The sequence below is a fragment of the Haloarcula hispanica ATCC 33960 genome, from assembly GCF_000223905.1.
Taxonomy (GTDB): Archaea; Halobacteriota; Halobacteria; order Halobacteriales; family Haloarculaceae; genus Haloarcula; species Haloarcula hispanica.
On record NC_015943.1, the window covers coordinates 435,533 to 455,873 of the forward strand.

A 20,341-nucleotide genomic window follows, 5' to 3' on the forward strand; every position below is an offset into this window, starting at 1 on the left:
GCTAAATGAACGATACTACAGGTTCCCAATTGGTGAGACGGGGCACGAAGATATTCGGCGAAAAAGGGTCTAAGGACGGGCTTCTGTTTTCAATACTTTACTGTCGGCTGTAAGTCTGTAAAGAATTTCGCCACCCGGGGTGGCGAATATCTTAAAATAGTTACAGCCAACAGTATTGACTTGCCGAAGACTATCGGTACCTACTCCGGGAGATAAAAATCGGATTTCGATTGTCTGTGCGGGGACGTGTTCCTGAGTTGAGCGATTTTGGACGGGTTCCGATGGCGAACGATGACAACGTCGTAGGCGTCGTCCGATGCAATCGACCCGCCGACACTGCTGATGCTCGTGACTAGGTGGCCGGCGTTTTCGCTTCCGATGAATACCATTGACGCGTCTTCTCTCTTGGCCATCTTACGGATGGCTTTCGCCACCGATCCGGCCGGCGCGTACCGATCCACGACTGTATGTCGGAAATCCGAACTCGGACACAGGTCCATCACCTGCTCGTGCAGTGAGGTGACGACTGTCTCCAGATCGAATTCTTCGTTCGGCCCGATCCAGTCGCGTTCTCGGGCGTACTTGGCATTCTCGTTCCGAATAACGCTGATGGCCAACACGTCCTCTTCGAAGACGGTGCCGAACTCCGTCGCCCGAACGAGTGCTGCCTCGGCCAGTTCGGAGCCGTCGAACGGCACAACGAGTGTCATACGCTGATTACCGGAGCCGTAGACAAGTAACATACCGTTCGTTCTTACACGGCGAGAAGACAGCCCGCAATCGAAGAGCCAGTACTGCACCCAGACCCGAGACACGCAGAACGGTAGTCCATCAACTCCCGAGGGACAACCGTTCGTCGCCCATTCGCTTGCCTTGCGCAACGAGACGCTCTCCGTAGTCGGTCCGGGCGTCGTCCCATGACGCCAGCGCGTCTCCGAGCGAACTGTGGCGGTCGAGAGCGGCTTTTAGTTCGACGGCGTCGCTGGCCGCCTTCGCAGTGCCAGCGGCAGTGTGTGGGCGGGCGACGAACGCCGCATCACCGAGCAGACAGACCCTATCGACTGTTATCCGGGGGATCCGGAGGTCGTAAATCGCCTGCACGAAAGGCGCTGCTGTTGTTGCAACGAGGTCGGCAAACACGGGCGGCAGTATCTCGGTCGCCCGCTCGCGCTGGCGCGTTTCGACCGGGTTTTGGAGGTGCCCCGGCGACACGCTGAACTGCTGGCTTGCTCCTGTCGTGTCGGTAAAGATAGTATCACGCTCGCGCCCGCGGAGTGTGTCGTACCAGACCCAGTTGAGACGGCGGTCACCGGGTGCTGTGCTGCCATCGCCGCCTGGGATGAAGTACGCGAGGATGAGCGTTCGCTCTCCCTGATAAAACGTGAAGCGGCCGTCGAACGCGTCGATGACTGCATCCGAAACGTCCGCCTCCGGGACGACACCACGCCACGCGACGTAGTCGGCAAACTCCGGTTCGGTCTCGGGAAACAGTTGCGCACGGGCCGTCGACTGCCCGCCGTCGGCAGCGACGACCAGATCGGCCGCGGTCCGGTCCCCATCGGCGAATCGAACCGTGCCGTCTGTGGCCCTGAGGCCGGTGACAGTCCGACCGGCGTGGTACCGGTCGTCCGGGAACGCCGCCCGCAATTGACGGTAGACGGCGTCCCAGGAGGTGAACACCATCGAATCCGGTGTCGACGTCCGTACATCGCCGTCAGCAGTCAGAAACCGCCGCTCACTGGCTCGGGTGGTGATGGTCGCCGAGTCGACGATGTCGTGTCGTGAGAGGAACTGTCGGATCGACTGCTGGGCGACGATGCCGCCGCCGCGACTTCGGAGGTCGCCGGCCGATTGCTCGGCGACCGTCACGTCGTGGCCTGCACTGTCGAGAGCGATGCCGGTAAACAGGCCGCCCATCGACCCGCCGGAGATGGTGACGGACAGGGAATCGGATGGTTCGTTGGCGAGGTCCTGTGACACGGCCCCTCTCAGCGCTTGCCGTACGAAAGGCCTCTGGTCCACCGACCGATGACAGTATCGCTCCCGAACACCAGCCCCGAGAGGCGCTCCTGAAGTTCCCCTGTCGCTTCCGCTGTAAATCATCATACTACGAAGTCCCAGTGGTTGCCTCGCACCGAGTCGGACTATTAATGTCAGCCGACACTAAACACGACGTATGCGAGTCGCGGCAGTCGGAATCGGTGGTGCCGGGGGACGGATCGTCGAGCGGCTGTGGCAGGACAACGAACGCCGCGAGACGACGTATCTCGGCGCGGCCTGCGCCGTCGATACGGACACCGAAGCGCTCGACGAACTCGACGCACTTCCGGACGACCGGCGGCATGCCTTCGGGCTCTCCGAAACAAACGGGGCCGGAACGAACGGGGACCGGACGAACGGTACTGCCGCCATCGAAGACGAACGGCTCGAAGTGCGCCGGCCGATAGACCAACTGGTAACGAGCGATATCGACGCTCTCGTCCTCGTGGCCGGGCTTGCGGGCGGGACGGGCAGTGGCGCTACGGCCCACATTGCCGACGCGCTCAGAGAGATTTACACGATCCCGGTCTACTGCCTGTCGGTGTTACCCGCCGGCAGGGACGACGAAGCAGCCGCCAACACCATCCAAGCACTCCGGGCGCTGGAACCGACCGTCGACGGGCAGATACTGTTCGACAACGAAGCGTGGCTCGGAAGCGGACAGACGGTCGAGACGGCCGCCGAGACGCTGAACGAGACTGTCGTGACACGGCTGGGTGCACTATTCGCAGCGGGTGAGGCGACGGCATCCGACGCAGTCGGCCAGAGCGTCGTCGACGCCAGCGAAATAATCAACACCCTCTCGGATTCGGGTTTCACTACGCTTGGCTACGCCAGTCAGGACCTGCAAGCGGACGATGGCGGCAGTGACGAGACAGTCATAGACCAGCTCAAGAACCGTTTTCTCGGCGACAACTCGGACGACGTCGACGAAATCGAGGCATACAACGCCGTCGAGACGACACTTCGCCGCGCTGTACGCGGCAAACTGACGGCCCAGTGCGAGCTGGATTCGGTCGACAGAGCCCTGGCCGTGTTTGCCGGGCCGCCCGCGTGGTTGATCCGGGATGCCGTTACCGACGGGCGGCGATGGCTCACGGAGGAACTGCAGTCACCGGAGGTACGGAGCGGCGATATGCCGACGCCGGACCGGGACACGTTGTCGGTTCTGGTCGTACTCAGCGGCGTCACAGAACTGCCGCGGCTGGTGGAACTCAAAACGCTGGTCGACGAATCACAATGAGACGGCCCGTTAGATTCTCGTTGGACTGGAGCCAGACCGTCTGAAGTGCGGAAAAAACGAGACAAAGCGGATTGCACTCAAATAGATTTATAAGTGACAGTTTTCAACGAAACCATACGATGACACGGACTGTCATATCATACGAAGACGGCCACGTCTACGAGTTCGCCCCGAATATGGAACCGCTGTATACGGCTGCAGACGGGGAATCGCTCACATTCGAAACCATCGATAGCCTGAACAAAGCCGTTCAATCAGACGCTGATCTGCTGGATGCGATCCCTGAAGAAGTGAATGCGGCTACAGGGCCGGTTGCTGTCGAGGGAGCTACACCCGGCGACGTCCTCAAGGTTGAGATCGAAGACGTCCGAGTCACCGAGGATCTGGGTCGCGTAATTACGGCACCGGGGTTTGGACTCCTCCAGGATCACGAGGACATCGAACACCCAGCGACGCGCGTGACGGAGATAACCGACGACGGGGAGGCACTCTCGTTCAAGGATATAGAGGTACCAGTCGATCCCGTCATCGGGACCATTGGCGTGGCAACGTCCGAGGAATCGATGTCGACTCTGACGCCACACGACCACGGCGGAAATCTCGATACCACGGATATGACCACCGGGACGACGGCCTACTTTCCGGTGTTCCAGGACGGTGCGATGTTAGCGATGGGTGACTCGAAGGCCGCGATGGCAGACGGTGAAATGTGTGGCACTGGTGCCGAAATCGGAACCGAGATCGACGTCACCGTCTCAGTAATCTCGGATGCCGCTGTCGACCTTGAGCGCCCACTCGTCGACACCGGTGACGCGTGGAAGACGATTGCAAGTGCCGAAACGATGGAAGATGCGGTCAAGACGGCAAACGAGGACCTCATCGGATTGCTCGCTGCCGAACACGAGTACACGCTGACCGACGCCTACCTCTTTTCGAGCCTCGTTGGCGGCCTCGAAATCAGCCAAGTCGTCGACCCACTCGTTACTGTGCGGAACTCCATTCCGCGCGAATACCTCCCAGATCCATTCTAACTATCGCGGCGAAGCTGTCAGTTCTGTTGGCACTTAGCGGGACGACAATTTCAACGGGGACACTCATCTGGATAGTGGATCTCTGCTCGTCCTGCTGCCGGCATTCCGCAAATTGGTGGCTCTGAATCTGGCGTACACCGCTGAACGAACGCACGACCTCCCAGAATCGACAGCTTCTGCTATCGGCCACCTGCCAAGAAGCCACAAACGGTATCCACTTCTATGCCCCGCTGGAATCGGCTCCGAAAGATGTCGATCCGGTTGCTCCACTACTCAGACATTGAGAACGCTTGCGACGACCCCGTGCGGATGGGTCGGCTTGCCGGAACGATCCAGTCAATCCGCGGGGAGGATACTGTAGTCGCTGGCACCGGCGACAACACTGCACCGGGTGTCCTCGCCCATTACTACGAGGGGCATCAAGCGATGCCGTTTTTCCGGGCAGTGAGTACCGACGTCGAGACGGTAGGGAACCACGATTTCGACTTCGGGACTGCTCCCATTCTGGACGTGGTCTCGAAGAGTCCACAGGAGTGGGTCGTCGCGAACGTTTACGAAGGCGAGAGTGATCGTGGCGCTCCCTTCGCCGGATTAGACGGGACGACAGTCTTGCATCGAGATGGCCGGCGAGTCGGATTCGTCGGCGTAGTCGATCCCGCGACTCCCCGGATTGCTTCCGGCGCGTCAGAGCTGAACGTGACCAATCCTGTCGAGAGCGTGCGGAAAGCGGTCAGCGAACTCGGCAACAGTGTCGATCATTTCGTCGTCCTCGCACACTTGCGAGACGACGTAGAGACCGACGTTGCGGCCGTTCAGGGCGTCGACGCGGTCCTCGGCGGCCACGTCCACAGGGAGCGCCACGAGGCTGTCGACGGAACACTGGTTGTCCGCCCCGGAGCGAACGGGCAGGTGGTCTGGGAAGTCGAACTCTTCGACGGGGACCGCTCGCCGATTGCCACCCGTCATTCGACATCCGAGGGACCTATCGACGAGTCCGTGGCCGACATGACCCGCGAACGGCTGGCCGATGTCGGTCTGCTGGAGACTGTTGCCACTGTCGACGATCCGATCCATCGAGGCCTCGACGAGCGAACCCGCGGCGAGAGCCGCGTTGGCAACCTCGTGGCTGACGCCTATCGCTGGGCGGCCGATACTGACGTCAGCTTCGTCCACAATGGCGGCCTTCGAACGGGGCGACCCCTGTCCGGCGAGGTCACTGCTGGCGAGGTGGCCAGCGTACACCCCTTCGGCGGTACGGTAGAAGTCCTCGGCGTCTCCGGTGAACAACTACGAACCCTCTTGCAGGCGGCCTTCCGTCCCCACCGCGAGGACGGACGGCTCTGGCACGGCGACGTCAGCGGGATGACAGTCGAGTACGATTCCGAGGCTGGACGGCTAATCGGTGTGGCTGTCAACGGCCAGAGTCTCGAAGCCGGTCGAGAGTACAGACTTGCCACCAACTCCTACGTCGTCTACAGCGATGACTGGCCGATTCCACACGAGGCAACCATCGACTCGTTCGGTCTCCCGTTCGAGACCGTCGCAGACTACGCTCGCGAAGAGGGCATCACTGTCCGGGTGGGTGGCCGACTCCAGGACTGCTGACCGGGTCCCGCCACGGATGGCCTTCTGCAACTGTCTCCTTCAGGTACTGACCGTTCCAGAACTACCCTGTCGTAGTAACCAACAGTACTTGCTATCGACGGGCCTTGTTTCGACGCGGTGCAGGTCGGCCGAGCCGGTAGCTATCGGAAAAACGAAATCGACCAGAGACTCCCACAGACCGGTCCTGTTCAGTCGACACAGACACCACCCCACGTTATTGGAGACATCTAAACAGGGCCGTATATAGTATTACGAGTCACGGTGGACGGTTCATAGTAGTCAGTATACATATTATAAATGTTCAAACACGTCATCAGTATGCGTTCCAGTGTAGCATGAGCACACTCTCGGCTGATACGGAGAGTTGGTTATCGTTTGGTAAACAGGACATGATGGTGTTCATACTCGTTATGTCCCTTACCGGGTTGCAGAATGCGTTCACAGAAATCATGCCCGAGTTCACGGTCGGACCGCTAGAACTGGGCGTTGGTGGCTTCATCTTTATCCCGATCGTGCTGGTGCTACTTTTCAGGACCTACTGGGCTGCAGTAGCCGTTCCTGTTGGCGAAATTGTATTCGGAGAGATACTGCTCGGTGAGTTCGATGGTCTGGGTGCCATGGAGGGATTGCTCCTCATCCCGGTTTGCTATTATTTCGCCGCGAAACTGCTTCAGGACCCGGAAAACACCACACAGTTGGCAATTGTCGTGTTTCTGGCTGAGGCACTCGAAGAGTTCTTCGCTACGTTCATCGACATTGGGAAGGTGTATATCGGGGTTGAAGAATTGGAAGCCGTACCCGGCCTCCCCGAGAGCATTATCGTGCTCGAAGGGGTCGACTTCCTCACACAGATGCTAATCACGGGGATTCTTTTCGGCGTCATCCCCGCACTGTATCTCTACCCCAAACTCCACGGTAAAGTCGAACCGCTGCTCGGTATGGAACCGTTTGAGGGTGAACGCGGCGGGTCGATGTGGCGTGGCTTTTCCCCGAAGGCGCTGTTGGCGGTGCTTATCGCGTTCCCGCTCGCCTTCGTGGCCGAGGCTGCCAGCGAAGTCGGCGGGGCGGTCAACGTAGTCTGGGAGCCGGAATTCCTCGCGACGTTCGGTCAGAGTTACATCGCAGTTCCGATCGTCGTCTCCGCTATCGTCGCCACCATCGTCTGGTACCGCGCAACGCAAACGGCGTAAGATGATGACAGCGACACACGACTCTCAAATTGCCGTTGACGAACTGCAGTTCCGGTATCCCGGTGCTGACGAAGCTGTGTTGACCGGCGCGGAGCTGACGATAGAGCCCGGCGAGTTCGTCGCCATCATCGGTGGGAACGGTTCCGGCAAGACGACGCTGTGTAAGTCGTTTAACGGAATCATCCCGCATTTTTACGAGGGTGATATGCGAGGCCAAGTTACCGTCGCTGGACACGATGTCTCCGAGAGCTCTGTTGCAGAGCTCTCACAGCACGTCGGCTACGTGTTCCAGGAGTTCGATAACCAGCTCGTCAGTCCGACTGTATTCGAGGAAGTCGCTTTCGCCCCGATGAACTATGGACACGAGGACTACCGCGAACGAGTCCACCGGACACTAGATCTGCTCGATTTGAGCGGGCTGGAAGACCGCTTCGTCTGGGAACTCTCCGGCGGGCAAAAACACTTGGTTGCGCTGGCGGCAGCGTTATCGCTAGACCCAGACATCCTCGTCGTCGACGAACCGGCGGCACAACTGGACCCAGTCAACGCTCGGGAGACCTACGACCGTCTCGCCACGCTCAACGAAACCCACGGGAAAACCGTGGTCACTATCGAACATCAGACAGAGTTCATCGCCGAATACTGCGATAGCGTCGTCCTCGTCGAGGACGGTATTGTCCGTTGGAAATTACCGGTCGAGACGGCCCTCAATCAGCTGGAAGACCTCAGAGGACAGGATGTCCATCCCCCACAGGTCACGCGGATCGCCGAGCGCGTCCTCGATGATGCTCGCCCGCTCCCGGTGACGCTCGCGGACGGCCTCGATCTATTCACCGATTACGGCGACACCACTGTGGCTCGAACTGACGGACCACCGGAGGTGAACCGGAAAGGGAAGCCTGTCATCTCCTTCAATAACGTCTCGCAGTCGTACGATACACTCCGAAGCGGGACAAAAGACGTTCTCGATACCCTCTCACTGGAGGTCTACCCAGACGAGCGGGTCGTCCTCGTCGGCAGCAACGGCGCTGGGAAATCCACGCTCATGCAACTGGTGACTGGCTTGGAGACGCCCGACGAAGGGACGGTCACCGTCGGCGGAACAGACACCGAAGACGTCCTCCCAGAGCAACTGGCCGAGGAGGTCGTCTACGTCAAGCAGAACCCCGAAGAGATGTTTATCGACGATACTGTCCGGGCTGATGTCGCTCACTATCTCGATGATAGGGGCTACCCGAACGTCGAGCAGCGAGTCGACGAGGTGATCGAATTCCTCGACTTGGAAGATCTGCAGTCCCGGGACGGCCGCCTGCTCAGCGTCGGCCAACAGCGCCGGGCGTCACTGGCTATCGGGCTTGCGACGAACCCGTCGATTATCCTGCTCGACGAACCAACCGGCAGTCTCGACCTCGCGAGTCGCGAGGAGGTCGGTCGAACCATCGACCGGGCGGGCGACCGTGTCGAGACGGTCGTGATTGCGACACACGACCTCGAGCTCGCGGCATCGTGGGCGACTCGTGTCGTCGTGCTCGACGACGGTGACATCATCGCTGACGGCCCGCCGAGTGACGTGTTTGCTGACCTTGCCGCTCTCGAACGAGCGAACCTTCACCCACCGCAAGTGGTCCGCCTGGGGACAGAACTCGGTCTCAGTCCCGCACCGCTCACAGTCGAGGCGTTCACGGACCGACTGAACACGGCAAGTCCGCCGGACGAGACATCGAAACCGACCGTGGAGGAGCAGTGATGACGACACTCGATGCGCTTCGTGATGCCACGTCCGTCGAGGCGATCAAGGCTGACTTGCTTCGGACGGCCTACGAGAACGAGGGTTCGTTCCTCCACCGCTTGGACCCCAGAGTCCTGTTACTCTGGTACGTCGTCTTCCTGTTCGTCCCATGGCTGTTCTACGACACAACCATCCTTCTCGGACTGCTAGCGTTCGTGTCGGTGCTCGCAGTACTTTCACGGGTCAGCCTGTTCCTCGTCGGACTGATGGCGTTTACCGTGGCAACGACGTTAGGATCGTACGCTGTCGTGACTGTCTTTACGGGTGATCCCGTTGCGGCGATTCGAGCGTTAGTTCCGTACACGCTGAAGTTAACGATTATCTCCGTGTCGAGTTTGGCGGTGTTCTCGAGCATGGGTCCGAAGACCCTCTCTCAGGGTCTCAGAAGTCTCGGGATTCCACGACAGTTCACGTTCCTCATCACGTACGGCTACCGGATGCTCCCAGTGTTGTTTGAGGAGTACCACGATCTGGTGAACTCGTTCCGGTTACGGAGTACGGCTCCCGACTCACCCGGGCGATTCCGCTGGCGGCACTACGTCTACCTGCTGAAGCTATCGGTGCGTGCGTTCTATCCGATGATCTTCAACGTGGCAAAGCGAAGTCGCGTCACCGTCGAGGCCATGGAAGCCCGGGGATTCTCGCACTCACTAGCCGACGAGGCGAGTACGGAACTTCGGCTGGCGGACATGCAGATTCGACCCGTCGATGTCGGGTTCTTCGCCGGTTCTCTGCTCGTCGTTACCGGACTCGCGCTTCTTCTGTGATGTCCTCCGCGCCGTTGACTGTTTCCTTACCACGTTCTCATTCTCTTATAGCCTATCAAAAGGAACTCCAGTGTACCCTTTGACAGTCTGGCACTGTCTACCGTATATTGAGGGATACATATCGAGTGTAACTGGTCCATAGGGCTCTTAGCGGTCTTTTTGACATGACGGACTGAGTGAGTGATATGAGCCTGATTACGGGGAACTCGCTCGAATCGAAACTGCTGGAGACGATTATTCTCGGCCGAGCAAAGATTCCGGACGATCCCGATCCAGGGAACTATGTCGTCGTCGACGTGGCGCAGTTCTCGACGACGGTCCCGGAACTGTTTGCGAATGGCGCGGAGTACATCTACATTACCGAGGAACGGGGGAACGAACCAGCATTCAAGGCTGAACATCCAGACGCGAAAATCGGCGGGAGTTCCGGCCCGGACTATCGGGGCGAGGAGGGATACGACTTCTTTAATTCACCGAGCTTCGTTCAGGATATTGACGTCGCCGGTCGGCCGACTGCGATGACTTCGACCAACGGTGGGAACGCGGTCACGGATATCCGCTTAGCAGGCGGTGACGACGTCGATATCTACGTTGGTGGGTTGACTAACGGGAAAGCGGTCGCCGACTATCTCGCAGACAGCGACCGCAAGACGTATTTCGTTGCTGCCGGCTCGAGAGGGAAACCCTCGCCTGAGGACCTCGTTGGCGCGCTGTATATTGCTCGGCAACTGCACGGGAAGCCACTGACACCGGAGCAACGCGATATCTATCGGGAAGTCGTTCAGTTCGGGAAGGGGCCGAAGTACGAGGAGAAACCACAGATCAAGCGTACGGACCTCTACGAGTACACACTCGCGTTCGACAGCCGTGACGTCGTTCCGAAACTGGACGGGCAACGACTCTATGACGTGAGTGGCGAGACCGAGATCTGATGCGGACCGATATCCACACGCACACCACGTACTCGGATGGGTCGGATCTCGACGCAATGATTACCGCGGCCGAACAGGCTGGCTTGTCTGCACTCGGGCTGACTGATCACTGTATCGTCACTGAAGACGACTTCGGGCGACGTGCGAAATACGACCTCGTCGAAACGTATCAACAGCGCCGGGAGGACATTCGTGCTGCCAGAGACACGACTGCCCTCCAACTGTACGATGCTGCCGAAGTAAGCTACGTCGAAGGCACCGAGGCGTGTATTGCGTCGTTTCTCGACACCGCCGACTTCGCATACACTATCGGGAGCGTCCACTTCGCCGACCAGTACGACTACACCAGTAGGACACAATACGTTACTGCGTCCGCAACGCAACGCCGGCGGGCCGTCGAGCGGTACTACGATGCGGTCGTTGCGCTCATCGAATCTGAACTCTTCGACGTAGTCGGGCACCTCGACCTCCCAGAACGCATTCCAACGTTGCGACGGCACACAACTCGAGCGGATTACGACCGGGTCGCACGAGCGCTTGCTGACTCCGAGACAGTGCCTGAGGTAAACGCCGGCCGCGTCCATCGCTCGCTCGGCCGGGTACATCCCGACCCAGCGATGCTAGATCTGTTTACCGAGTATGGAATCCAGTTCGTCCTCGGATCGGACAGCCACACGCCTGCAGAACTCTCGCAGCGAGTCCCCGAACTACGAACACTGACTGAAACACTAGACCGGTCACCTGTTGCTGCTGTACTACGCGACAATCAACAGTACCGTGATTTTTGAGCAACCTATAGTAGCCATTGAAAATCAATGCACACCTGATCGCACGACGGCAGTGCGGTCAGTGTGTAATTCGTTTCAATTGTTACTATAGCGACTGTTCGAATGCTGTGAACACAGCGAATATCTCACTGCGGTAGTGGCTATATAGGTTTTAGTGGCCAGCCCTTATGATGATATCTTGTGTATTCCGCCCTCCAGGAGTACCATCGTACACTCCCACGACATAGCGCCCGAACTGTGGCTATGACCTGCTTGCCCCGTCACATTCATCTGAATAAACAGTTCAGTCCTCAATTACTTGAGCTTCTCAAAGACACTTGGCTGTCGTTAGCCATCAAATTTTCCGGAGGAGACTGGTAGCATGGCCAACGATTCAGGGCTTCGTGTTACTGGTCCAGATACTCTGGGTGGCGCAGTACTGTATCTCGTTGTCGGTATCGCTATCGCTAGCTACGGGGGATTCGATTACGTTCAGCAGACTGAAGCAGTTCGAAACTCGGTTGAAGTGGACGCGAACATTACGGAACTCGGTATCGAAACGGATAGCGGAACAGCGTCAAATCCGGGCGTAAAGTACGAACCGAACGTCGAATTTGAATACACCTATAATGGAACGACATACACCGGGACAAAACTATACCCAGCGAATATTGAGCGGAACTATGAGAGACGGTCAGCAGCCGAATCAGCGATCGAATCCTACGAACAGGGGACACAGACAACTGCATACGTGTCTCCAGACGAGCCAGGAGATGCGTTTTTGAAAAACAAAACGTCGAACGCACCGATCATCGCTATTGGACTTGGCGGATTATTCACCCTCTTTGCAGCCTTCTCTGCCGTGAAGAAGCTCTGAGTCCCCTTCCGTTGTTCGGCTGTCCGTGTCGTTACTGGACATCATGTGTGATTTGCCCGAATACGTTTAACTAAACACGACGGTTCTATTCGCGCACAGCTTATAGTGTAAATAGGACTATATTTAACCAGTATGGTGGAAGAGTCCGGCCCGAAAGGAAAAGAGGAGGGTCAGTCGGCAGCACAGTCGACGTTCACGCTAAATCGGCGGACGCTACTTCAGTCGACCCTTGTTGGAAGTGCGATATTGGGGGGAGTCGGTCTGGCCACACCAGTTGCCAGACAGGTGCAGTCCGACGAGAAGGGTTCTGGAGATAGCAACAATCGCTCAGCGGGCTTTCCGCCGAGTGGCATCACTGAGTATGGACGGAAAGTCACCCTCGGAAACGGGGAGGTGCGAACATTTACGAGTGAAACACCGTCAGGAGAGCCGAGGTATCACGGGGTCGAGTTCGACCACACGGCACTCGAAGGGCTTCCAAGCGAGACAGAGATAAGTGAGGTAAACGATCCTGTAGAGACTGATAAGTATCGATTTAGTGGACAAGCGGCAACGATCCATTTCAAACAGTCACTCCAGTTCTTTGTGCCGTTCCCAGATGCGGCTGGCACGCCGTTTACCTTCTTAGGACTCAACTGGAATCCGGACGGCCATTTCGGTGGCAAAGGAGCGTGGGAGAAGCCACACTTCGATATCCACTTTCACATGCGTGACCCTGCAACAGTGGATAACGTCGAGGGGCCTCAGCTTCCGCCGTACGATATCAAAACAGCGGACGGAATCGAGACAAACTTCGACTTCGCTCAACTTCCAGAAGGGTATGCGCGATCACCTCCGCCCGTCGCTGACGAGCGGTATATCACAGACATGGGTGAACACGTAGCTCCCAACGATGCGCCTGAACTCCCAAGTGGCCCCGACGACCGAGGTGATCCTACTAGCTTCAGCAACACACTCATTCAAGGGTTTCTCGGTGACACAGAGGGGTCACAGCTGGCGTTCGTTGAACCGATGCTCACCCGAGAGTTCCTGAGCGATTTCCGAGACAGCAAAACGTATGATGTCCCACAACCGGCCGAATATCCACACGACCAGCAGCACCCACACGAGTACAGTGTCCGGGATATCCCGTCGCAAAACAAGACCGTAGTCGCTATTCAGAGTTTCAAACAGGTATCTGACTGAGCAGCAGGATTGTCTTAGTTGAGCGCACTCGCTCAAATTGAATTCTCCACGCAATGCGGCTCATTGCGCTACTCAGTTCGACGGAATACGGAAATACGGTGGCCACGAGGCGCACCGTTATATTATCACTATCTGATAATTCGTTAAATAACTATTCTGTATGCAACACGTCCCCTCGGCAACCGTCGATGGGATTCCGTGACTGAACACGCGACGCTCACAAACATAGAGTTGAACTTTCAGTATAGTAGCCATTGGAAATCAATGCACAGCTGGTCGCATGGCGGCAATGCGATCAGTGTGTAACTCGTTTCAATTGTTACTATAGAACCACTACAGCGAGTGTTCCTCCCACTGGAAGAGCGAATCGCTCTCGTTTCGTCGGGCGACCGAGTCCTCCCACAGGCAAGATTAGAGTTGAGCGTGGGGTGATTGAGAATGCGCAGCCCTGATAACGGCGCAGACAAGCGACCCGAAGCAGAGCCGACAGGGACGGTCTGCCAACGACGAAGACACCGGGGGCTAATCGTCGGGTGATGTCGGGGGAGTGGTGGCTGGATCGGCTTCGGGGATATCTGTCCCAACAGCAAACAGTTATATTCTCCAGCAAGCGTACTGAACAGATATACTCGGCAGGGTCTGCCATCCAGACGCGGTCGTCGGCGGGGTCGGTCGTGGGGAATTACATGGAAGGAACGGTTCGAGAAGTCACGCCTAGCGAATTGTGCGACGCGGTCGACCCGTGTGAGGTTACACTCGTCCTCGGGGCACCCAGTGTCGGAAAGTCACATCACCTGCGGCGGGTCGGTCCATCCGTCGAGCGGCTCGCAGAAACAACAGCTATCGACGACGACGAACTCGTGGTCGTCGACGATTTTGTCTCGGCGGTTTTGCACCTCGGTGACGACCGGGACAGGCTGAATGTCCTGTTCGATCGTTCCGGGGGTGCAGTAATCGTGACGCGGCCACGGAGCCTCGACTGGCTCTGCCGACACGGTCACCTCGCGCCCGTTGCGTTCCATGACCGAGTCGATTCCGTGCTCGTGGTTCGGACGCCCCCCGCAGAGAGCCACGATGCAATCACCGAAATCCGCGAACTCACCAGCCAGCGACGTCCACCAGAACTGGGTGACGGGGAGCGCACGTCCCTCGTCGAACGCGTCACCTATCCAGGCTATGACTTCGAGGACGAGCGGCTTCAGCAACAGATCGGGACCGTCGAGGAGACAGTCACGCCCGCAGCCTTCCTCTCGCTCTCGCAGTATGGGTCCGAAACGGTTCTGGCCGGTCCCGATGTCAGGGCGGTGGTTACCGACCGCGACATCACGGTCGAACCGTTTGACGGGGGCGCCCTCGACCTCATCGCGTCCCTTTATTCCTGTGCCGTGGATGGCAGTTGTAGCTCGGTCGAAATGTCACCTGCGGTCGCCACCGCACTCGCTCTCGTCGCGAGGTCGCTGGCTGATGACGACACGGAGTGGCTCGAACCGTTCGTTCGACATCGGCCGCTGGCCGGGGCTGCCGAATCCCTCGAAATCGCCGTCGATCTCCCGCCGGGGACGGTCGAGCGGCTTCGGGTGTTCGGGTCCGAACCGATGCGAGCGAGGATCAGTCAGCGCCTGACGGCTCAGTCCGAAACGGAGACAGCCATCGCCGACGCGAGTGCCCCAATCGATGCAGCTCTGACAGCCATGCGAGCAATCGGGTCGTCGCTGGACGCCGCCGCGATGGAGCCCGACGAGTACGGAACCGATCCCCTCGTCGGTTCCTGGCACTGGAACGGACTAACAGCGTTAGACGCGGCTGCGGCGGACCGAGAGTTCCCGAACTCGGACAAGAACTCTGCAGCCGACGGGGACGTTGCTGGGGTCGGCGTCGACGAGGTCGTCGACGCACTCGATGGCGGGCTCGTGCTCCTCTCGGGACCGAAAGCCAGCGGGAAGCGACGGCTCACAGCGAGCGTTGCGACGGCACTTACGATGCGGGGAGCGACGGTCAGACTCTCCGACCTCCGTCAGCCAAACCACAGCAGGGTGGGAATCGACGCCACGCCCAACGCAGTCGTAGTCGCGACGTACGGGGCCGAGCCAGCACGGATCGTGAGCGACGCTGGCGTTCGGGCGCTCGCTGACTGGGTCGAGGCAGGGGTCTGTTCCGGTGCAGTGCTGCTCTGTGATAACGACCGACGGGAGCATCTGGACGCCCTCGCCGACCGGACTGGCTGTGACGACGTCGAGGCCTGGTGCGACCGTATCGAGTTCGACCTTGGAGACGCTGACCTGACGGCCGATCGGACGCCAGAGGCGGTCGCCGAGGATCTGCTGTCCGCGCTGGAGTGGCCCGAAAATCGAACTCCTTCCCGTCGGTCACTCGCGGTCGATTCGGTCGCGGGCCAGAGTACGCTGGCAGCGATCGCTGGCATGCCCGACAGTGCTCTCGATGCGGCCTTCGTCGGGCAGGTCGTTGCCGAGGCCGTCGCTGTCGTCGCACGGACCGCCCAGCCGAGCGCCGCACGGGAGTGGCTGCTCTTGGTCGACAACCTCGTCGGAGACGTCGCAGGGAACCGCTGTGACACGGACGCGGCGATCAGGTACCGGGGAACGGTCGCGGGCACTGCTATGGCGACTGTGGCGAGCGAGCACCCGACAGCCGACGCGTGGGTCGAGGCCATTGCAGTTCGTGCGCTGGCACTGACCAACGAGACCGCGACTCCCCACGGTCGGGACTCGGTCGGTGGCGACGTCGAACCTATCGTGACCGCCGTCACGACGGCCCTGTCGACGCTTGCCCGACCAGAAGCCGGAGGAGAGCCGAATCAGGGGGCACTCGCGACGGTCGACCATCTGCTCCATGAGATGGTGGACGGGAACGCCATCGATCCCGAACCCGGCCTGTATCCGCTCTGTCGGATCTACGGGAAGACTGTCGGACGGCTCGTAGAACGAGCCGAGGAGTCGGCGAGTGCCGAGGCGGTGCTCGCACCGGTGGTCGCGCTCGTCGACCAGACAGCGTCCGAGCACGAGGACGGTCACGCGTCCGTCCTCCTCGGCAACGTGTTCGGATCGATGCTCGGGGCCCTCGGGAGTGTGGAGATGCCGACCGACGACCTCCCCGTCTGGATTGACGCGATCGACGCTGCTGCGAGAGACGTGGCCACATCGCTCCAGCACGACGAGAACCGGGCCGAGCTGTTACACGTCGCGTCCGTGAGCGCAATCGGCTTCTGGGTGTTCGACCACAACTGTCCGGCGGACCGATTCGAGCCGTGGCTGGTGGCGACCGGCGAGCAACTCTGTCGGAGCACGGCCGAGTCGTCGTTCGTCGATCACCCCGAATCCTTCGTGGTCGACACGTACAGCTGGGCAATCTGGCACGTCGTTCACTACCGCGACCTCGACCGTGCCGAGCAACTGTTCGAGAAGTGTCACCGGCTGGTCGATACGATCGCTGACTCGGAGGTCCCCGACGACGAGTGGGGGTGCCGTGCGTCACTCCACGCCGGCGCGCTCGCGACCCTAGCCATCGTGGAACAGGGAGACGTGGCCAAGTCGGGCCCCTACGGCAAAGGAACCCTCAGACTCCCGGATTCGCCAGGGTTCGCGGACTGGATCGACCGCTACGACGCGACCGTGACCCGCGGAGTAGTGGGCGATGCACCAACAGCAGTGGTCGAGCCGTACCTTCGGGCGGTCTACCGTGGGGCGCTCTCGACGCAGGTCCGGGGATACGACACCGAGCCTGCCGACGGGATTTCGCCACACAGCGAGAGTATGTGGTTCGACAGCATGACAGAGCGCATTGAGGACCTGGCAGCCACGGGTGACCTAGTCTCGGAGCCGGTCGCGTTCCTGCGTTCGGTCTACGGCGACGCAGCTACAGGGTGGGCCGCAGAGGGTGGGGCGAACCTGGCCGGAGAGTGGCTTGGGTCGCTCGTCCGGGCGTTCCGCGGAGCGCGAGAAGGGATCGAGGGACCGAGCAAGACGGAGTGGTTCGACGCGTTCGCGGAAGCGGACGCGGCCGTTCTCCTGGCAGTGCTGACTCGGACTGACGCCGGCGGGCGAACGCACGATCGCCTGGTGGAGTCGGTACTCTCCCAGATCGAAACCACCGCAACGGCGACGGAGTACCCACTGCAGCCCGTACACTACGTCGCTTCGGTCTTCGGGACCGCACTGGCGCTGGCAGTCGAGGCCGACCCTGCGGAAGTTCGCTTCGGCGTGACCGAAGTCGTCGCCGCCGAACAGCGAACTGACTTCGCGTGGGTCGGGATGGCGCGGGCGAGCATCCTCGAACGGGTGTATGCGGCGGCTCTCGCCGAAGTCGGTCGGACGAATGCCGACCACGACAACACCGAGGCGTGGCTGGCCGTCTGCTCGGAGCGGATGGAAGCAACTGCGACGCGGGAACTCCCCGACGATCCCGCCGGTTTCGTTGCGGGAGTCTACACCCGGGCGTACGTCGACGCAGTCGAAGCCGAGACGCCAGCGTGGCGTCGGCGTCTCGATGCCGCCCTCCGGGCGTTCGCCTTGGAGAGCCACGTCGAGGACCCGGCGACGTTTCTCGAAGGAGTCTACGCCGACGTCGTAGTCGCGGGAACGACGCAGAGCCAACTAGCCGCCGAGGTCGAGGCGTGTGTCGAGGCCGTGTCTCAGTCCGTCGAGCGTGCGAGTGAGGAGAACGTATTCCGGGCCGACGATGCCGTGGTACGAACCTTCTCGCGGGCCGTCGACAGGCTCCCGACGGGTAATCCCCGAGCACAGGCAGACTGTACCCACTTGCTCGGTCGGGCACTCCGGGCGACCGGGGGCGAGACCCTCGAAGCGGCCGTCTTCGGCGGCGACCGTCCAACCGAGGACTACTCGGAGTGACCCACTGGCAGAATCCACCGTATGGCAACCTACTACGTCCTCTCGAGTCCGGAGCACACTCCCGACAGCAACCACAGTTCCGAGTGGCCCAAGGAACTCGGACTGTCCTTCGACGACCGTGAGATCCGACTCTTTCAGGGAAAAGGGCACGGTCTCGGCGGTGCCGTCTACGACTTCGAGGACTTCCGCCTCGACGAGTGGGCCGAGTTCGTCGACGCCTGCGCCGGTGACTGGCTCCGCGAGGAACTATCCAGACACGGGTCGCTGACTGCTATCGACGAGGCGGACTTCGTCCGGACGCTGAACCGACACGCCACGTTCGCAACGGAAGAGCACTGACGAAACTGGCGGGACCGCTATGCTCATTCGTCGTCCGTTTTCCCTGGCCAGACTGTCGGCCTGATCCGTCTGTCATCGTACGCTGAGAGGTCGGTGCGGACGGTCTCGACCAAGTCCGTGGCCGAGGACTCGCCGTCTTCGATTGCAGTGACCTCCGCGGGCGTCAAGCGCACGGAGACATCGCGCTCTACCGGTCCGCCGAGGAGGAAGGTGAGAATCCACTCGCCGTCGCGGGCCAGTAGGACGTAGGAGTAAGGCTGCCGATCGAGGACTCGCATTGGTCGGTCGAGGAGCAACGCGGGCTAAACAGTTCCGACAGGGCGAAGCCTTTTGCGGCCGTTCGTCCCCCGTATCGGTATGTCTCTCCTCGAATCCGACGTGACTGCTCGCGGCGGTGCGCGATGACTGACGGTCCGACGGTGACCAACGCTGGGAGCAGGCGTACCAGTCCGGTGTCGGAGATTCCTTCGAAGCAGTAATCACTCCTCCGGAGCGAGATCTACCGCCCGCATATACGCGTCAAGCTGCTCGGCCAGTGCCCGGGCGAACGCTTCGTCATTGATGTCGGTCTCCATCTCGACCAATTCGACCGACTCAGCCAGATTTGTTTTGAGTGCCTCGAACAGGGCTGTGTCGGCGTCGGGATCATGGAAATCCGCTCCCTCGACGTCGAGCATCGAAACACCTCCAAGTGGAATATATAGGGCGGTTGGTCCGTTCGCTGCTGAGAGCTTCTTCGCGATGACCTCGCCCAGATCAGCGTTCTCCTCGGCCGTTGTCCGCATCAGCGTTACCTGTGGGTTGTGGATGTGGAAGTGCCGCCCCTCGAACTCCTCGGGGACGGAGTCTCGTGGCCCGAAGTTGACCATGTCCAGCGCGCCCGTCGAGACGACCTGTGGCGTGCCCGTCTCCGCGGCGGCGTCCAGCCTGTCGGGGCCAGCAGCAAGCACACCCCCTACAAGCTCGTCGGCCCACTCCGTCGTCGTCACGTCCAACACGCCGTCGATGACGCCTTGTCTCACGAGGGCCTCCATCGCCTTCCCACCGGTCCCAGTCGCATGGAAGATGATCGTCTCGTAGCCTCGTTCTTCGAGATACTCCCGAGCCGTCTGGACGCACTGTGTGGTGACACCGAACATCGAGATCCCGATAGTGGGGCGGTCTTCAACTTCGATGTCTGGCTGGTTCGTGACCATCCCGACCATCGCGAGGGCAGCATTAGCAATCACCCTCCGGGAGAGTTGGTTGAGTCCCTCAATATCAGCCACCGAATACAACATCATCACGTCAGTGGCACCGACATACGGTTCAATGTCGCCGGAGGCCATCGTCGAGACCATCACTTTCGGGACACCAACCGGCAGCGCCCGCATCGCCGTGGTCGCGATCGAGGTGTTGCCCGAACCGCCGAGTCCGAGCACACCGTCGAGGTCGCCAGCATCGTGTAGCTGCTGGACGATCGCCGCTGCGCCCTTGCCCATCGCTTCGATCGCCTCACCGCGGTCGGCATCGTCCCGGAGGTGCCCCAGCGTGGTGCCGCCCGCTTCGGCGACCGCACTCGCAGTAGTGTCCGGATCGATCCCTGGGTCGCCCACCACGCCCGTGTCGATGATGTGTACGTCAACGCCTTGCGCGCGAAGGACATCTCGGGCGAAACCTATCTCTTCGCCTTTCGTATCGAGGGTCCCAACGATTGTGACGGCCATAC

General features: G+C 60.1%; 16 protein-coding genes. 12 read left to right on the plus strand and 4 right to left on the minus strand.

The genetic code is table 11. The features are described 5' to 3' along the window. Positions 1-200: 200 nt before the first annotated feature. Positions 201-710 carry a universal stress protein gene (locus HAH_RS17085; RefSeq protein ID WP_044952611.1) on the minus strand — a complete coding sequence of 170 codons (510 nt, stop codon included), beginning with the start codon at positions 708-710 and terminating at the stop codon, positions 201-203. A 121-nt stretch (positions 711-831) separates the two neighbouring features. Then, on the minus strand, positions 832-1,980 hold the full coding sequence (locus tag HAH_RS17090) for an FAD binding domain-containing protein (RefSeq protein WP_014030953.1): 1,149 nt from the start codon (positions 1,978-1,980) through the stop codon (positions 832-834). 196 nt (positions 1,981-2,176) lie between these two features. Between HAH_RS17090 and HAH_RS17095 the strand changes: the two genes are divergently transcribed. The 12 genes from HAH_RS17095 (at position 2,177) to HAH_RS17150 (ending at position 18,633) form a co-directional block, all read left to right on the plus strand. Next, on the plus strand, positions 2,177-3,283 hold the full coding sequence (locus tag HAH_RS17095; protein WP_014030954.1) for a tubulin/FtsZ family protein: 1,107 nt from the start codon (positions 2,177-2,179) through the stop codon (positions 3,281-3,283). A 119-nt stretch (positions 3,284-3,402) separates the two neighbouring features. Continuing rightward, the gene (locus HAH_RS17100; RefSeq protein ID WP_014030955.1) at positions 3,403-4,314 is read left to right on the plus strand and encodes an acetamidase/formamidase family protein; all 912 of its coding nucleotides are present in this window, start codon (positions 3,403-3,405) and stop codon (positions 4,312-4,314) included. A gap of 249 nt (positions 4,315-4,563) precedes the next feature. Then, positions 4,564-5,919 carry a bifunctional metallophosphatase/5'-nucleotidase gene (locus tag HAH_RS17105; protein ID WP_044952614.1) on the plus strand — a complete coding sequence of 452 codons (1,356 nt, stop codon included), beginning with the start codon at positions 4,564-4,566 and terminating at the stop codon, positions 5,917-5,919. Between the two features lie 335 nt (positions 5,920-6,254). Further along, positions 6,255-7,109, plus strand: a complete 855-nt coding sequence (locus HAH_RS17110) for a hypothetical protein (protein WP_014030958.1) — start codon at positions 6,255-6,257, stop codon at positions 7,107-7,109. Between the two features lies 1 nt (position 7,110). After that, the gene (locus HAH_RS17115; RefSeq protein WP_023842942.1) at positions 7,111-8,856 is read left to right on the plus strand and encodes an ABC transporter ATP-binding protein; all 1,746 of its coding nucleotides are present in this window, start codon (positions 7,111-7,113) and stop codon (positions 8,854-8,856) included. Then, entirely contained in the window at positions 8,856-9,665 is an 810-nt protein-coding gene (locus tag HAH_RS17120) for an energy-coupling factor transporter transmembrane component T family protein (RefSeq protein ID WP_008308251.1), read from the plus strand. Before HAH_RS17115 ends, HAH_RS17120 begins: the two co-directional genes overlap by 1 nt. Before the next feature lie 185 nt (positions 9,666-9,850). Further along, entirely contained in the window at positions 9,851-10,597 is a 747-nt protein-coding gene (locus HAH_RS17125; RefSeq protein ID WP_044952617.1) for a 2-phosphosulfolactate phosphatase, read from the plus strand. After that, the gene (locus HAH_RS17130) at positions 10,597-11,385 is read left to right on the plus strand and encodes a histidinol-phosphatase HisJ family protein (RefSeq protein WP_014030961.1); all 789 of its coding nucleotides are present in this window, start codon (positions 10,597-10,599) and stop codon (positions 11,383-11,385) included. Before HAH_RS17125 ends, HAH_RS17130 begins: the two co-directional genes overlap by 1 nt. 361 nt (positions 11,386-11,746) lie before the next feature. Beyond that, complete coding sequence (locus tag HAH_RS17135; protein WP_014030962.1) at positions 11,747-12,241, plus strand: DUF3592 domain-containing protein; 495 nt, start codon at positions 11,747-11,749, stop codon at positions 12,239-12,241. A 132-nt stretch (positions 12,242-12,373) separates the two neighbouring features. Beyond that, positions 12,374-13,426: a hypothetical protein gene (locus HAH_RS17140; RefSeq protein ID WP_014030963.1), complete on the plus strand. Its 1,053-nt coding sequence runs from the start codon at positions 12,374-12,376 to the stop codon at positions 13,424-13,426. A 686-nt stretch (positions 13,427-14,112) separates the two neighbouring features. Then, the gene (locus HAH_RS17145; protein WP_014030964.1) at positions 14,113-18,294 is read left to right on the plus strand and encodes a hypothetical protein; all 4,182 of its coding nucleotides are present in this window, start codon (positions 14,113-14,115) and stop codon (positions 18,292-18,294) included. A 21-nt stretch (positions 18,295-18,315) separates the two neighbouring features. Continuing rightward, on the plus strand, positions 18,316-18,633 hold the full coding sequence (locus HAH_RS17150; RefSeq protein ID WP_014030965.1) for a hypothetical protein: 318 nt from the start codon (positions 18,316-18,318) through the stop codon (positions 18,631-18,633). Positions 18,634-18,656: 23 nt separating this feature from the next. Here the strand turns inward: HAH_RS17150 and HAH_RS17155 are convergent, their stop codons facing one another. Further along, a complete protein-coding gene (locus tag HAH_RS17155) occupies positions 18,657-18,911 on the minus strand; it encodes a hypothetical protein (protein WP_014030966.1) in 255 nt (84 codons plus the stop codon). Positions 18,912-19,112: 201 nt separating this feature from the next. After that, positions 19,113-20,339: a Tm-1-like ATP-binding domain-containing protein gene (locus HAH_RS17160; RefSeq protein WP_014030967.1), complete on the minus strand. Its 1,227-nt coding sequence runs from the start codon at positions 20,337-20,339 to the stop codon at positions 19,113-19,115. Between the last annotated feature and the right edge of the window lie 2 nt (positions 20,340-20,341).